Origin of the sequence: Aromatoleum sp., assembly GCF_036675785.1 — a bacterium.
GTDB lineage: Bacteria > Pseudomonadota > Gammaproteobacteria > Burkholderiales > Rhodocyclaceae > Aromatoleum.
This window is the reverse complement of record NZ_JAKFEF010000085.1, coordinates 16848-30579: the sequence shown is the minus strand read 5'-3', so window position 1 is coordinate 30579 and position 13732 is coordinate 16848. Positions and strand designations below refer to the sequence as shown.

At 67.3% G+C, this 13732-nt stretch carries 17 protein-coding genes; 11 read left to right on the top strand and 6 right to left on the bottom strand.

Annotated features, from left to right (window positions below):
* The 4 genes from V6M37_RS18295 to rlmH are packed head-to-tail and all read left to right on the top strand — an operon-like array spanning window position 1 to window position 2323.
* Window positions 1-777, top strand: a complete 777-nt coding sequence (locus V6M37_RS18295; RefSeq protein ID WP_332675709.1) for a BPSS1780 family membrane protein — start codon at window positions 1-3, stop codon at window positions 775-777.
* A complete protein-coding gene (nadD, locus tag V6M37_RS18290; protein ID WP_332675707.1) occupies window positions 764-1441 on the top strand; it encodes a nicotinate-nucleotide adenylyltransferase in 678 nt (225 codons plus the stop codon). The genes V6M37_RS18295 and nadD overlap by 14 nt, the downstream gene beginning before the upstream one ends.
* Window positions 1441-1809 (top strand): ribosome silencing factor, encoded by a 369-nt coding sequence (rsfS, locus tag V6M37_RS18285; protein WP_332675706.1) that lies wholly within the window; start codon window positions 1441-1443, stop codon window positions 1807-1809. Before nadD ends, rsfS begins: the two co-directional genes overlap by 1 nt.
* Window positions 1810-1852: 43 nt before the next feature.
* Window positions 1853-2323: a 23S rRNA (pseudouridine(1915)-N(3))-methyltransferase RlmH gene (rlmH, locus tag V6M37_RS18280; RefSeq protein ID WP_332675705.1), complete on the top strand. Its 471-nt coding sequence runs from the start codon at window positions 1853-1855 to the stop codon at window positions 2321-2323.
* 120 nt (window positions 2324-2443) lie between these two features.
* Here the strand turns inward: rlmH and V6M37_RS18275 are convergent, their stop codons facing one another.
* Together V6M37_RS18275 and V6M37_RS18270 are read right to left on the bottom strand one after the other, a co-directional pair.
* A complete protein-coding gene (locus V6M37_RS18275; protein ID WP_332675704.1) occupies window positions 2444-3334 on the bottom strand; it encodes an ethylbenzene dehydrogenase-related protein in 891 nt (296 codons plus the stop codon).
* Window positions 3335-3361: 27 nt separating this feature from the next.
* Window positions 3362-3829: a cupredoxin domain-containing protein gene (locus V6M37_RS18270; protein WP_332675703.1), complete on the bottom strand. Its 468-nt coding sequence runs from the start codon at window positions 3827-3829 to the stop codon at window positions 3362-3364.
* A 238-nt stretch (window positions 3830-4067) separates the two neighbouring features.
* Between V6M37_RS18270 and V6M37_RS18265 the strand changes: the two genes are divergently transcribed.
* The 7 genes from V6M37_RS18265 (at window position 4068) to V6M37_RS18235 (ending at window position 9979) form a co-directional block, all read left to right on the top strand.
* Window positions 4068-4688 (top strand): Maf family protein, encoded by a 621-nt coding sequence (locus tag V6M37_RS18265; RefSeq protein ID WP_332675702.1) that lies wholly within the window; start codon window positions 4068-4070, stop codon window positions 4686-4688.
* Window positions 4689-4782: 94 nt separating this feature from the next.
* Complete coding sequence (gene rng, locus V6M37_RS18260; protein ID WP_332675701.1) at window positions 4783-6234, top strand: ribonuclease G; 1452 nt, start codon at window positions 4783-4785, stop codon at window positions 6232-6234.
* Window positions 6235-6243: 9 nt separating this feature from the next.
* Window positions 6244-6855: a cold shock and DUF1294 domain-containing protein gene (locus V6M37_RS18255; protein ID WP_332675700.1), complete on the top strand. Its 612-nt coding sequence runs from the start codon at window positions 6244-6246 to the stop codon at window positions 6853-6855.
* Entirely contained in the window at window positions 6845-7786 is a 942-nt protein-coding gene (locus V6M37_RS18250) for a prenyltransferase (protein WP_332675699.1), read from the top strand. Before V6M37_RS18255 ends, V6M37_RS18250 begins: the two co-directional genes overlap by 11 nt.
* A 129-nt stretch (window positions 7787-7915) precedes the next feature.
* Complete coding sequence (ruvA, locus tag V6M37_RS18245) at window positions 7916-8515, top strand: Holliday junction branch migration protein RuvA (protein ID WP_332675698.1); 600 nt, start codon at window positions 7916-7918, stop codon at window positions 8513-8515.
* 40 nt (window positions 8516-8555) lie between these two features.
* A complete protein-coding gene (ruvB, locus tag V6M37_RS18240; RefSeq protein ID WP_332675697.1) occupies window positions 8556-9614 on the top strand; it encodes a Holliday junction branch migration DNA helicase RuvB in 1059 nt (352 codons plus the stop codon).
* Between the two features lie 8 nt (window positions 9615-9622).
* Entirely contained in the window at window positions 9623-9979 is a 357-nt protein-coding gene (locus tag V6M37_RS18235) for a hypothetical protein (protein ID WP_332675696.1), read from the top strand.
* A gap of 21 nt (window positions 9980-10000) precedes the next feature.
* On the opposite strand, the gene V6M37_RS18230 is transcribed toward V6M37_RS18235, so the two are convergent.
* The 4 genes from V6M37_RS18230 to V6M37_RS18215 all read right to left on the bottom strand — a co-directional run bounded on the left by V6M37_RS18230 (window position 10001) and on the right by V6M37_RS18215 (window position 13682).
* Complete coding sequence (locus V6M37_RS18230) at window positions 10001-11194, bottom strand: class I SAM-dependent rRNA methyltransferase (RefSeq protein ID WP_332675695.1); 1194 nt, start codon at window positions 11192-11194, stop codon at window positions 10001-10003.
* Between the two features lie 189 nt (window positions 11195-11383).
* On the bottom strand, window positions 11384-11815 hold the full coding sequence (locus V6M37_RS18225; protein ID WP_332675694.1) for a hypothetical protein: 432 nt from the start codon (window positions 11813-11815) through the stop codon (window positions 11384-11386).
* A 299-nt stretch (window positions 11816-12114) separates the two neighbouring features.
* Complete coding sequence (xerC, locus tag V6M37_RS18220) at window positions 12115-13029, bottom strand: tyrosine recombinase XerC (RefSeq protein WP_332675693.1); 915 nt, start codon at window positions 13027-13029, stop codon at window positions 12115-12117.
* Window positions 13030-13031: 2 nt separating this feature from the next.
* Window positions 13032-13682 carry a DUF484 family protein gene (locus tag V6M37_RS18215; RefSeq protein WP_332675692.1) on the bottom strand — a complete coding sequence of 217 codons (651 nt, stop codon included), beginning with the start codon at window positions 13680-13682 and terminating at the stop codon, window positions 13032-13034.
* Window positions 13683-13732: the final 50 nt, after the last annotated feature.

Sequence of the window (13732 nt, the reverse complement as noted above, 5' to 3'; positions counted from 1 at the left end):
ATGCAAGTACGACAACTCCCGCTCGCCCGCGGCTGGGCGTGGCTCACGGAAGGTCTCGCGATCTGGCGCCGCAACCCGGCGCTGCTCACGTTCGCGTCGCTCGGCTACCTGTTGATGCTGCTCTTGATCAGCGTCGTGCCACTGATCGGCCAGCCGCTCGCGTCGCTGCTGATGCCGGTATTCTCGCTCGGCGTGCTCAACACCTGCCGCGCGATCGACGAAGGCCGCAAGGCCGGCCCCGACATCCTGTTCTCGGGCTTCCAGCAGAACCTGCCGGCGCTCGTGACGATCGGGGCGATCTACCTCGCCGGGAGCCTGCTCGTGCTGTTCCTGACGTCGCTCGCGGACGGCGGCACGCTGCTGCAGATCATGACCGGGCGCGAGCAGGTCGATCCCGAGGCGGCCGCCGTCACGCCCGGCTTCATGCTTTCGCTGCTGATCGCGATCGCGCTGTCGACGCCGGTCATGATGGCGTACTGGTTCGCGCCCTTGCTCGCCGGCTGGTGGAAGATCCGCGCGCCGAAAGCGATGTTCTTCAGTTTCGTCGCGTGCCTGCGCAACTGGCGCCCGTTCCTCGCGTACGCGATCGCACTGACCGTCTTCGTCGCGATCCTGCCCGGCATCATCATCGGCATGCTCGGCCTGATATCGCCGATGCTCGCGACGCTGGTCTCGGTGCCGCTGCCGGTGCTGCTGATCCCGATCGTGTTCGCGAGCTTTTACGCGAACGCCCGCGACGTGTTTGACATCACGTCCGACGTCGATGCCCCGGAGTGAAGCGGGCCCGCTGGGCGTGTTCGGCGGGACTTTCGATCCGATCCACCTCGGTCATCTGCGCCTCGCCGAAGAGGCGCGCGAGCGGCTGGATCTCGAGTACGTCGCGTTCATTCCCGCCGGGCAGCCGCCGCACCGGGACGCGCCCCACTCAACTGCCGCCGACCGGCTCGAGATGGTGCGGCGCGCGACCGCGTCGAATCCGTCGTTCATCGTCGACGACGGCGAAGTGTTCGCGGCCGGCAAGAGCTACACCGTGCTAACGCTCGAACGGCTGCGCGCCTCGATCGGCCCGGAGCGGCCCCTCGTGCTGATCCTCGGCGCCGATGCGTTCCAGGGCTTGCCGACCTGGCACCGATGGCGCGAGATCCTGCAACTGACGCATCTCGCGGTCGGCAACCGTCCGGGGCATGCGCTGCCGGACGGCATCCCGCGGGGGATGGCGTCGGCGGAACTCGATGCGCTGTGCAACAATCACAGGGACAACGATCCGACGTCCGTGCACCAATCCCCTGCCGGCCGGATCGTGCCCTTCGACATGACGCCGCTCGCGATCTCCGCGTCGCAGGTGCGCGCCCTGATCCTCGCGGGACAAAGCGCCCGCTACCTGCTGCCCGAACCGGTTCTCCAGTACATCGGGCAGCATCATCTCTACCAGCCGATCTGATGGACATACGCAAACTACAGAAAATCGTCGTCGACGCGCTCGAGGACATCAAGGCCAAGAATATCGAGGTCATCAACACCACCAAGCTGACATCGCTGTTCGACCGCATCGTCGTCGCGAGCGGCGACTCCAACCGTCAGACGCGCGCGCTGGCGCGCAACGTGCAGGACAAGGTCAAGGAAGCGGGCGGCCAAATCGTCAGCGTCGAGGGCGAGGAGACCGGCGAATGGGTGCTGGTCGATCTCGGCGACATCGTCGTCCATATCATGCAGCCGGCGATCCGGGACTATTACAACCTCGAGGAACTGTGGACGACCACGCCGAAGCGCCTGCGGCTGACCGCGGACGCTGCGCATTCGGCCGAATGATCCGCTGCTGCAGCCGCACCCGCCCGACCGTCGCGGCGCGGCGATGAAGTTGCTGATCGTCGCCGTCGGCACGCGGATGCCGGCATGGGTCGAAGCCGGCTTCGACGAGTTCGCCCGACGCATGCCGCGCGAACTGCCGCTGCATCTCCTCGAAGTGAAGGCCGAACCGCGCACGACCGGGAAGACGGTCGAGGCGATGATGGCCGCCGAAGCCACGCGCCTCGAAGCGGCGCTGCCGGCACGCTGCCGACGCGTCATCCTCGACGAACGCGGGACCGACATCACGACGAAGGCGCTCGCGCAGCGGCTCGAAGCGTGGCAGGGCGAAGGCGAGGATGTCGCGCTGATCGTCGGCGGACCGGATGGCCTGGCCCCGGCGCTGAAAGCGAGCGCCCACGAACGCATCCGGCTGTCGAGCCTGACGCTCCCCCATACCCTCGTCCGGCCGCTGCTCGCCGAGGCACTTTACCGGGCCTGGAGCGTGTTGAAGAACCATCCGTACCACCGCGAGTAGCGATTCCGCCTTTCGGCTCTCGCGTTATTGACCGGCGAATGGATACCATTCCGAGCGGGTTCGCCGAAGCGCGAAGCCTCGGGCTTCATCGCTCGGCAGCGCGAGAACCTCTTCGGGCCCTCACCTCACCGCGGAAAGATCGAACACGAGCGGCTCCGACACGCTCTTGTGCTCGGCCGAACCGCGATTGAACACCGCGATCTGTCCGGTCACCCGGTCGCCGGCCTTCAGCACGACGTCGTCCGCATTACCCGTCGACAGCGCGCGGCTGAATTCGAGGTGCCAGGAGCCCGCCTTCCAGACGCCCTTCGCGGCAACGTCGGCGGCACTGCCGCTCGCCGTCGCCGCGGCGAACGACGGAAGCCGCTCCCCCTTGTTTTCCTTCGGCCGCGGCAGCATCTCGTACGGCGCCGAACCGTCGTCGCGGCGTTTCGCGATATAGACGACCGGCCCGTCTTTCAGCTGGTATTCCGCGGCGGATTCGAGCATCCGCGTCGTCACGTGGTGGCTCATGTCCTCGGCGATGCCGGCCGGATTCGTCCGCGCGGCCGACCACAGCCAGACATCGACCTTGTAATCCCGGGTCGCGAGCATCGAGCGATCGAAGTCGCCCGCGAGATGAAAACGCAGCGCGAACATGTCTTCGTGCTGCGTCTCGCGCTGGTATTTCTCTCCCCGCCACGCCCATTCCTTGTGGATCATGTCGGGCGCACCGTCGGGATAACGGACGGCGACGAAAAGCCGGCCGGCCGCGACGCCCGCTTTCATCTCGACCGTCAGGTTGCCGGTGACATTGCGATCGCCTGCCGGCTCGAGTCCGTACTTCGCACGCTCGTCGCGTTCGAGCGCGGGCTTCACCGGCACCTTGATCCAGCCACCGGCGCCCCACTCGCCGAGGTCGCCATCGACCTTCGGAGCATTCTGGAGTACCGACACCGGCACGGTCTGCGGCGCCTGCGCGGACGCGAAAAACGGCGCGGCAAGCAGCAGGGAGACGGCGAACTTTCGCATCCGTTGGCCTCGTTCCACGGAAAAACCTTACTCGACGGTGACCGTTCCCTTCATGCCCTGCTCCTTGTGGTCCTCGATCGTGCAGATGACTTCGAAGGTCCCCTTGTTCACCGGCACGAAGAACAACTCGACGACCCCGCCGTCCTTGTACGCCTCGACCGCGGTGAAATACGGCGCCTTGATTTCACCGCCGTTCGGCCGCGGCGTCTGCGCCTTGCGCCACGCGACCGACTTGAAGAATGCGGCGGCCGTGTAGTAGTGGTCCTTCTCGCCGACGTTCTTGATCACCAGCTTGTACGGCTGCCCCGCCTTGAGCTTCAGGTCCTGCGGGGCGAAGCTGTGCTCGTCGAGTTCGACGGTCAGCGTCTCCATCTTCTCCCAGTTCGCGGCCTTGACGATGTCGCCGGCATTGATGACGTAATCCGCAGCGAAAGCCGCGACGGGCGCGGCGAGCAGAGCGCCGGACAGGGCCACCGAGAACAACGACTTGCGCATGGAATGTCTCCTGAATCGTGGAATGAGAGCGACACGATGCTCGCCGCCTGACTAAAAAGGATAGACGCGACGCGCTCGGCCTCCACTGCCGGCGCGCATCGAGCGGTGAATTGTAACAATTAACTTCATGACATCGTCGATGATAAACCGGCAGCAACACTGCACGCGGTAAAATGCCCTGCACCGCGTCGGATTGTTGCCGCCCGACGCCGTTTTCCCGCTTTTCCGGCCCGATCCCATGTCAACGATTCCAGCCCGCATCTACCTCGCGTCCCGCAGCCCCCGGCGGCGCGACCTGTTACGCCAGATCGGCGTGAATTTCGACTCGCTGGTGTTTCGTGGCGGCGCACGCGGCGAAGATGCCGACGTCGACGAGACGCCTTTTCCGGACGAGCCGGTCGAGCGCTACGTCGAGCGCCTGGCACTGACGAAAGCCGAGGCGGGCTGCCGGCGGCTGCAGTGGCGCACGCTGCCGCAGCACCCGGTGCTCGCCGCGGATACGACACTGGAACTCGACGGCACGATCATCGGCAAACCGGCCAATACGGCCGACGCCACGGCGATTCTGCAGCGGTTGTCGGGGCGCTCGCATCGCGTGCTGACTGCGGTCGCAATCAGCGACGGCGCGCGGACGCGCAGCCGCACCTGCATCAGCGAAGTCCGCTTCCGCCCGCTCACCGACGCGGAAATCCGCCATTACGTCGCGTCCGGCGAGCCGATGGACAAAGCGGGTGCGTACGGCATCCAGGGCCGTGCGGCGATCTACATCGAGGAGATCCGTGGCAGCTACAGCGGCATCATGGGCCTGCCGCTGTTCGAAACCGCCCAGTTGCTCGAAGCGTTCGGCTATCCTCTCTAGCCGCCCGCCGATCCGCGGGCAAGGCGCGATGGGCAATGCGCAATCGCGAGACGAGGTCGTCTGCGATTGCGCATTCCCCATTACCCATGTCCCCATGATCGAATTTCTCATCAACTTCACGCCGCAGGAAACGCGCGTCGCAATCGTCGAGCAGGGCGTCGTCCAGGAACTGCATGTCGAGCGGACGGCGAGCCGGGGCATCGTCGGCAACATCTATCTCGGCCGCGTCGTCCGCGTGCTTCCCGGCATGCAGTCGGCGTTCATTGACATCGGCCTCGAACGGACCGCCTTCCTGCACGTCGCCGACATCTGGACCGAGCGCCACAACGGCGACGCGGGCCGGCCGATCGAGCGCATTCTCGCCGAAGGACAGAATCTCACGGTCCAGGTGCTGAAGGATCCGATCGGCACGAAGGGCGCGCGGCTGTCGACGCAGATCAGCATCGCCGGACGGCTACTCGTCTACCTGCCGCAGGAAAAACACATCGGGATCTCGCAGCGCATCGAGGACGAATCCGAGCGCGAAGCGCTGCGGGAACGGGTGACGCGGCTGGTGCCCGCGGACGAGCCGGGCGGCTTCATCGTCCGCACGATGGCCGAGTCGGCATCCGACGACGAGCTCGCCGCTGATATCGCCTACCTGCGCAAGCTGTGGGGCGAAATCCGCAGCAGCGCGACCGGACGGTCGCCTCCGAGCGTGCTCTACGAAGACCTCGGCCTCGGGCAGCGGGTGCTCCGCGACCTCGTCGACGGCGACACCGCGCGCATCCTCGTCGACTCGCGCGAAAACCATCAGAAGCTCGTCGCCTTCGCCGCCGAATACAGTCCGAAAGTCCTGCCGCTGCTCGAACACTACAGCGGCGAGCGCCCGCTCTTCGACCTCCACAGCGTCGAGGAAGAGATCCAGAAGGCGCTCGCGCGACGCGTGAACCTGAAGTCCGGCGGTTACCTGATCGTCGACCAGACCGAAGCGATGACGACGATCGACGTCAACACCGGCGGCTTCGTCGGCGCGCGCAACTTCGACGACACGATCTTCAAGACGAACCTCGAGGCCGCGCAGGCGATCGCGCGCCAGCTGCGTCTGCGTAATCTCGGCGGCATCATCATCATCGACTTCATCGACATGGAAAACGCCGAGCACCGCGACATGGTGCTCGACGAGTTCAAGAAGGCGCTCGCGCGCGACCACACGAAGATGACGGTGAACGGCTTCACCGCGCTCGGCCTCGTCGAAATGACGCGCAAGCGCACGCGCGAATCGCTCGCCCACCTGCTGTGCGAAACCTGCCCGACCTGCGACGGCCGCGGCGAAGTGAAGACCGCGCGCACCGTCTGCTACGAGATCCTGCGCGAACTGCTGCGCGAGGCGCGCCAGTTCAACGCACGCGAATTCCGCGTCCTCGCCGCACCGAACGTCATCGATCTGTTCCTCGACGAGGAGTCGCAATCGCTCGCGATGCTGTCCGACTTCATCGACAAGAAGATCTCGCTGCATCCGGAAGCGAGCTACTCGCAGGAACAGTTCGACATCGTGCTGCTTTAGGACCGGCAGATGCGATACCAGGGAAAGATCACCGAGTGGAATGACGACCGGGGTTTCGGCTTCGTCACGACCAACGGCACCGGCGAGCGGTATTTTTTTCATGTTTCCGAGCTGCAGGGATCGACGCGGCGGCCCGCCGTCGGAGAGGTCGCGACCTATGAAGTCGTCGCTCCCGCGGGCAAGAAGCCGAGTGCAGCGAAAGTTCGATATGCGAGCGCCGATCGGGTCTCCCGACCGAAGCGCGGGCGCCCTTGGGGCTGGATGCCCGACGCCGTCATCGCCGGCGCCCACGTCACGGCCCCGACATGGCTCATCGCGTCCGGGAGACTGCCGATGCTGCTCGTCGCCGGCATCGTCGGTATGAGCCTGGTCGCCTTCGTCATGTATAGCGTGGATAAGCGGCGCGCGGAGCGCGATGCGTGGCGGATACCGGAAAGCAATCTGCAATTCGTCGGGCTGGCCGGCGGCTGGCTCGGTGCGCTCGCCGCGCAGCGGCTGTTCCGCCACAAGTCGTCAAAACCGCCGTACGTCCACACGTTCCGGCTGTTCGGCGCGCTCGGACTCATCGCGATGATCGGCGCGGCACGTTACAACCTGGCCGATCTTCTGCATGGCCTCTGAACCCCGACCGGGCGCGCCGGCTTCCGTCGCGGCGACCTACTTCGCCGCGACTCGCCCCGCCTTCCTCAGCGTCACCCTCGCCGGCAGCCTGATCGGGCTCGCCGCCGCCCATGCCGACGGCGTCGCGTTCGAAGGGATGCGCGCCGTCGTCACGATACTGTTCGCACTGCTCGCCCATGCCGGCGCGAACGTCATCAACGACTATCACGACGCGGTCAGCGGCACCGACGCGGCGAACGTCGACCGGATTTTCCCGTTCACCGGCGGCAGCCGCTTCATCCAGAACGGTGTGTTGACGGTTCGCGCGACCGCGATGTTCGGTTACGCGCTGCTCGGACTGGTCGTCCCGGCCGGGCTGTGGCTGGTGACCCAGTCCGGGGCAGAACTGATCGGCATCGGGCTCGCCGGCCTCGGGCTCGCATGGGCCTATTCCGCGCCGCCGCTGAAGCTCGCGAGCCGAGGGATCGGCGAAGCCGCAGTCGCCGCCGGCTGGCTGCTCGTCGTCGTCGGCGCGGACTACGTGCAGCGCGGCGCCTTCGCCTGGACGCCGCTCGCCGCCGGCTTGTCGTTCGCACTACTCGTCGCGAACCTACTGTACATCAACCAGTTTCCGGACCACGCCGCCGACGCCGCGGCCGGCAAGTGCACGCTCGTCGTACGCCTCGGCGCCGACACGGCGAAATGGGGCTATTTCGGCATCGCGCTCGTCGCCTACGGCTGGCTCATGCTGCAGGTCGGCCGCAACAACCTGCCGCAGGCCTGCGCCGCCGCGGCGCTGACACTGGTGCTGTCACTGCACGCCGCCCGGATGCTGCGCGAGCATGCGAGCGAACCGCGCGCGCTCGCGCCGGCGATCAAGCTGACGATCGCCGCGGCGAACCTGCACGGGCTCGTGCTCGCGGCGACGCTCGCGTTCGGCACGCGCTCGTGACGATGCGGCCCGGTTGCGCCCGGCCCCGCTCGACGCGCGATCGGAGTCCGGAATACGCGAACAGCAAACCGTGTATCCCGATAGCCCCTCCGCATCCGTGACCCCGTTTTCATCCCCTGGAAGAACCGCATGATCGGACGAATCACCGGCATCCTGCTCGAAAAGAACCCGCCGCAGATCGTCGTCGACGCGCACGGCGTCGGCTACGAGGTCGATGTGCCGATGAGCAGCTACTACGGCCTGCCCGCGACCGGCCAGGCCGTGTCGCTGTTCACGCATCTCGCGATCCGAGAGGACGGCCATTTCCTGTACGGCTTCGCGACGGCCGACGAGCGCGCGGCGTTCCGTCAGCTGTTGAAAGTCTCGGGAATCGGCGCGCGCACCGCGCTCGCGGTGCTGTCCGGCCTGTCCGTCACCGACCTCGCGCAAGCCGTCGCGCTGCAGGAAGCCGGCCGCCTCGTGAAGATCCCGGGCATCGGCAAGAAGACCGCGGAGCGCCTGTTGCTCGAACTGCGCGACAAGCTCGGCAAGGCGCTGCCGAGCCTCGCGAGCGCTGCCGCGCCCGGCGTCGCCGCGCGACCGTCCGACGATCGCAGCGACATCCTCAATGCACTGCTCGCGCTCGGCTACAACGAGAAGGAAGCCCTGTCGGCGATGAAGGCGGTGCCGGAGGACGCCGGCGTCTCCGACGGCATCCGCCAGGCGCTGCGGCTGCTGTCGAAAGCCTGACGAAACCCGCTGCGACGCTGCGGCACGGTACACTCCCGCGATGATCGAAACCGACAAGCTCCAGGCGTCCCGCCTGATCTCCGCGCAGCCCGCCGACCGGCAGGAGGACGCGGTCGAGCGCGCGCTGCGGCCGAAGCGGCTCGCCGAATACGTTGGCCAGACGAAGATCCGCGAGCAGCTCGAAATCTTCATCCAGGCCGCGCGGCAGCGCGCCGAGGCGCTCGACCACGTGCTGCTGTTCGGTCCGCCCGGGCTCGGCAAGACGACGCTCGCGCACATCGTCGCCGCCGAGATGGGGGTGAACCTCCGGCAGACGAGCGGTCCGGTGCTGGAGCGCGCCGGCGACCTCGCGGCGCTCTTGACGAACCTCGAGCCGCACGACGTGCTGTTCATCGACGAGATCCACCGCCTGTCGCCGGTCGTCGAGGAGATCCTCTATCCCGCACTCGAGGATTTCCAGATCGACATCATGATCGGCGAAGGCCCGGCGGCACGCTCGGTGAAGCTCGACCTGCCGCCCTTCACGCTGGTCGGCGCAACGACGCGTGCGGGAATGCTGACGAATCCGCTGCGCGACCGCTTCGGCATCGTCGCGCGGCTTGAGTTCTATACGCCGGAGGAACTCGCGTTCATCGTCAGCCGCTCGGCGCGGCTGCTCGACGTCGCGATCGACGACGGCGGCGCATTCGAAATCGCCCGTCGCGCCCGCGGCACGCCGCGGATCGCGAATCGGCTGCTGCGCCGGGTACGCGACTACGCGCAGGTCAAGGCCGATGGCGACATCACGGCGAAAGTCGCCGACGCGGCGCTCCTGATGCTCGACGTCGACCACCTCGGCCTCGACCTGATGGACCGTAAACTGCTCAGCGCGATGCTCGAGAAGTTCGCCGGCGGCCCGGTCGGGCTCGACAACCTCGCGGCCGCGATCGGCGAATCCTCCGACACGATCGAGGACGTGCTCGAACCCTACCTGATCCAGCAGGGCTACCTGCAGCGCACGCCGCGCGGACGTGTCGCGACCGCGTCGATCTGGCAGCATTTCGGCCTTGCGCATCCGGCGCGGCGCGGCGACGACGGCGACCTGTTCTCCGCGTCCTGATCGGCGGCGTGCGCACCTTTCTCGCGCTGACGATCGTGCTGTGCACCGTGGGCGGCCTCTATCTGCTGCAGGGACCGGTGTTCTTCTGGCCGGATCGTTTCGATCCGTCGCAGGGCGTAGCGCTCGGCGGGACATCGTCACAGCTGCTCGGCGCGGGCCTGCTCGTCATCGGCGCGGTCGGCGTGATGGCGGCGCGCCAGGCGGCGCGCTCGCCGTCCCGGCCCGCGACGCGGCGATGGCAGCTGCGCTATTTCCTGCTGATCGTCGTCGCGCTCGGCCTCGTCAGCGCCGCGTTCACGACCGGGGAGCGCGGCCCGAACCCGGACTGGCGCCCGCCTTCCGGCACACCGACGCCGCACCGCTGAAAGCCGCGAGTTCGCGGGGCTTTAATGGCCGATCTGCACCGCGAGCCCCTTCAGGTATTCGCCTTCCGGCACCGCGAGCCCGACGGGATGATCGGCGGCGGCGGACAGCCGGTGCAGGATGCGCGCGTCGACGCCGGCGTCGCTCCCCGCCCCCGCGACGATCTTCTGGAAGAGCTCCAGCCCGATGCCGCCCGAGCAGGAGTACGTCATCAGGATTCCGCCCGGGTTCAGCAGGCGGAATCCGAAGAGATTGATGTCCTTGTAAGCGCGCGACGCGCGCTCGGCATGGGCGGCGGATGGCGCGAACTTCGGCGGATCGAGCACGATGAGGTCGAAGCGGCGGCCGTCGTTGCGCAGCGCTCGCAGCGCGTCGAACACATCCGCCTGCAACCATTCCGCGCGCGCGGCATCGAGTTGCGGATTCATCGCCAAGTTGCGGCGTGCACCGTCGAGCGCAGGCCCCGAGGAGTCGATCGACAGCACCGAAGCCGCGCCGCCCGCGAGCGCTTGCAACGAGAAACCGCCGGTATAGCAAAAGCAGTTCAGCACGCTGCGCCCACCTGCGAGGAGGCCGGTCAGGCGTCGATTGTCGCGCTGGTCAAGATAGAAGCCCGTCTTGTGCCCGGCGACGACGTCGACCTCCATGCGCACGCCGTTCTCGACGATCGTCAGGGCTTCTTCCGGCAGGTCGCCAAATACGCAGCCGGTTTTCGGCCCGAGCCCTTCCATGCCGCGCACGTCCGAATCCGAGCGCTCGTACACTGCACGGCAGCCGGTCGCCTGCACGAGGCCGGCGACGATCGCATCGCGCCATTTCTCCGCGCCCGCGCTCGTCAGTTGCACGACGACGACGTCGTCGAAGCGGTCGGCGATGACGCCCGGCAGCCCGTCGGATTCGCCGTGGATCAGGCGCAATCCGCTCTCGGCCGCGAGCAGCGGATGCGTCGCGCGACGGGCGACCGATTCGGCGACGCGGCGCTTGAAGAACGCGTGATCGATGACGGCGTCGGGCGCAAAGGACCACATCCGCGCGCGGATCTGCGATTCGGGCGACCACGCGGCGCGGCCGAGCGGGCGCCCATCGTCGGTGACGACGTCCACGGTATCCCCGGGCCGCGCCCGCCCTTCGAGGCGGGCGACCGATCCGGCGAAAACCCACGGGTGACGGCGCAGGAGCGAGCGCTCCTTGCCGGGATTCAGGACGAGCTGGGACATTGGATCGTGAACCGTGGCGGGAAGGACAGGCGCGAGAGTTTAAAGCGCGGCGGCCGGGGTCACCAGCCGTGTAAATTCCCTCGGCGCGCATCGGGCCGGCCAGCCGCAGCCGTCCCCGCGCATCTCGTCACTCGGTGGAGGGCGGGAGTTTGCGCACGCACCCGACCGGGGCCCGTCCGGCCAGCCCGCTCAGTCGTTGAGGACGCGACGGACGCGATCGGCGGTTTCGAGAAATTCCGGCAGGTCGCGCGAATTCATCAGGGTGCCGAAATGGGCGAAGGCGCGCTCGGTCAGATAGAGGTGACCGTTGTCCTCTTTGTGAATCCAGCCGAGTTCGACGAGCCGGCCGATCTTGCGCCGGACCGTCTCGCGCGGCAGGCCGGTCGCAGCGGAAATCGAATACGCATTGCACGGCCGCATCGGCGGGACATGTCCCAGTCCTTCGAGCGCTTCCGCCCCGCCCGCGGGAGCATCGTGATTCGGCAATCCCGGGTTGCGATGCTCGAACGCGCCGATGTTGTGAAGCGCGATTTCGCCGAGCAGGATCGGCAGCAGGATGTCGCGCTCGAACTCCTCGAAAACCCGTCGCAAATTCCGGATTTGATACCGTGCGAGCAGCATGGCCGCGGTTCGCAGTGTCGAATTGCGCGCGGGGGCGGATCCGTTCTTCTCGGCCGGGACGGCAGCGGCCCCTGCTTCTTTGGGTTCAGGAATGGTTGGCATAACTGCCTTTCACCCACGATCCGTCACACCGGATCTAAGGCAGACTCTCTAAAGTATTTGTTGCGTCGAGCATAGCCGAAGCGCCGTACGGGCTCGGGATCTACGATGCCCGAACTGGGCATTGCGTCACGGAGGGACGCGTTTTCGTGCCGCCGCGCGTTTCGGATGCCTCGCCATACGGCAGGGCCGGCCGCGATTCAGCCCTTTTTCGCGCGCGGGTGCGCCGCGTCGTACACCTTTGCGAGGTGCTGGAAATCGAGATGAGTGTAGATCTGGGTGCTGCGGATGCTGGCGTGACCGAGGAGTTCCTGGACCGCGCGCAAGTCGCCGCTCGACTGCAGCAGATGGCTGGCGAAGCTGTGTCGCAACATGTGCGGGTGGACGTGCACGCCGAAACCGTGGACTTTCGCCCAGCGCGCAAGCCGCGAGCGGATCGCGCTCGGGCTCATCCGCCCGCCGCTACGCGTGATGAAGAGCGCGCGACCGTCGCCGCTGCCCGGTATGGGGGCGCCGCGTTGCGCAAGCCACGCATGCAGCGCCTGCACCGCGTGGGTGCCGACCGGAACGGCGCGCGTCTTGCCGCGCTTGCCGCGGACCGTGACGAGGCCCTCGACGAGGTCGAGCCCTTCGCCGACATCGAGCCCGGCGAGTTCCGCCAGCCGCAGGCCCGACGAATAGAAGAGTTCGAACATCGCGCGGTCGCGGACTTCGAGCCGGTCGTCCGGCTCGGCGTCGAGCAGCGCCTTGGCCTGGTCCGGCGACAGCACCTTCGGCAGATGTTGCGGCGACTTCGGCGCACGCACGCCTTCGGCGGGATTCACGCGGATCAGCCCGCGCTGCCGGATCAGCCAGCGGAAGAGACCGCGCCACGCCGACAGCGCGCGCGCGATGGAACGGCCTTCGAGCCCCTGGGCGTGCAGCCGGGCGACGAAGCGGCGGATGTCATGGACACCGAGTTCGGCCGGAACGCGTCCGTCGGCGAGCCGATGCAGCCGCACGAGGTCGCGCCGGTAATGTTCGAGCGTCAGCGGCGCCGCGCGGCGCTGGGTTCCGAGATAGTCGAGGTAGGCGTCGAGCCATTCCGGCGCCTCGCCCGCGTCGGACGCCCTCACGGTCAGCCGAGTTGCCGGCGCAGCGCGGATGCGACGAGATCGCCGATGCGCGACAGATAGAGCGTGCCCATCTCAGGGTAGAAACGCTCGGACTCCTCGCTGCCGAGCGCAAGCAGGCCGAACACCTGAGCTTCGCGGCGCAGCGGCACGAGCGCGACCGAGCGCACGTGCGGCGCGAAGTCACCGAACCAGGCGACGATTTCGAGGTTCGCCGGCACGCCGCAGTACGGATGGCGCAGGTCGCCGGCAAAGAACCGGACTTCCTCGCTCACCGCCGCGAAGTCCTCGCCGTCGCGCGTCAGCACGCTGTTCCAGACGCGCAACGCGACGTTCGGCACCGCGAAGTCGTCGCGCATGTTCTCGAACAGCGCGAAACGCAGGCCCTCGTAGTCTTCGGCTTCGAGGAGGCCGAGCGTGAGACGATGGACTTTCTCGCCGATCTCGTCGTTTTCCTCGCCGAACCGGATCAGCTCGGCGAGCTTGCCTTCGAGCAGGCGGATCTTGTCCCGCAGGGCGTGCAGTTGCCGCTCCGCGAGCGAGATCGCCTGCCCGCCGTGCGGATGCGGCACCGTGAGTTGCGTGAACAGGTCGCCGTGATCGACCAGGAAATCGGGGTGATCCTTCAGATAGCGCGCTACGTCAGTGGCATTCATCGCAAACAGCTCCATCGGGCCGGAAGCACCCGTCGTGTTCGGTTGCCGGC

What these genes read in the sequence shown, in the direction of transcription:
- rng (WP_332675701.1), top strand. Translation starts at nt 4,783, where the DNA reads ATGATCGAATTTCTCATCAACTTCACGCCGCAGGAAACGCGCGTCGCA.
- nadD (WP_332675707.1), top strand. Translation starts at nt 764, where the DNA reads ATGCCCCGGAGTGAAGCGGGCCCGCTGGGCGTGTTCGGCGGGACTTTC.
- ruvB (WP_332675697.1), top strand. Translation starts at nt 8,556, where the DNA reads ATGATCGAAACCGACAAGCTCCAGGCGTCCCGCCTGATCTCCGCGCAG.
- V6M37_RS18275 (WP_332675704.1), bottom strand. Translation starts at nt 3,334, where the DNA reads ATGCGAAAGTTCGCCGTCTCCCTGCTGCTTGCCGCGCCGTTTTTCGCG.
- V6M37_RS18225 (WP_332675694.1), bottom strand. Translation starts at nt 11,815, where the DNA reads ATGCTGCTCGCACGGTATCAAATCCGGAATTTGCGACGGGTTTTCGAG.
- V6M37_RS18255 (WP_332675700.1), top strand. Translation starts at nt 6,244, where the DNA reads ATGCGATACCAGGGAAAGATCACCGAGTGGAATGACGACCGGGGTTTC.
- V6M37_RS18250 (WP_332675699.1), top strand. Translation starts at nt 6,845, where the DNA reads ATGGCCTCTGAACCCCGACCGGGCGCGCCGGCTTCCGTCGCGGCGACC.
- V6M37_RS18295 (WP_332675709.1), top strand. Translation starts at nt 1, where the DNA reads ATGCAAGTACGACAACTCCCGCTCGCCCGCGGCTGGGCGTGGCTCACG.
- V6M37_RS18265 (WP_332675702.1), top strand. Translation starts at nt 4,068, where the DNA reads ATGTCAACGATTCCAGCCCGCATCTACCTCGCGTCCCGCAGCCCCCGG.
- ruvA (WP_332675698.1), top strand. Translation starts at nt 7,916, where the DNA reads ATGATCGGACGAATCACCGGCATCCTGCTCGAAAAGAACCCGCCGCAG.
- V6M37_RS18230 (WP_332675695.1), bottom strand. Translation starts at nt 11,194, where the DNA reads ATGTCCCAGCTCGTCCTGAATCCCGGCAAGGAGCGCTCGCTCCTGCGC.
- rlmH (WP_332675705.1), top strand. Translation starts at nt 1,853, where the DNA reads ATGAAGTTGCTGATCGTCGCCGTCGGCACGCGGATGCCGGCATGGGTC.
- V6M37_RS18270 (WP_332675703.1), bottom strand. Translation starts at nt 3,829, where the DNA reads ATGCGCAAGTCGTTGTTCTCGGTGGCCCTGTCCGGCGCTCTGCTCGCC.
- rsfS (WP_332675706.1), top strand. Translation starts at nt 1,441, where the DNA reads ATGGACATACGCAAACTACAGAAAATCGTCGTCGACGCGCTCGAGGAC.
- V6M37_RS18215 (WP_332675692.1), bottom strand. Translation starts at nt 13,682, where the DNA reads ATGAATGCCACTGACGTAGCGCGCTATCTGAAGGATCACCCCGATTTC.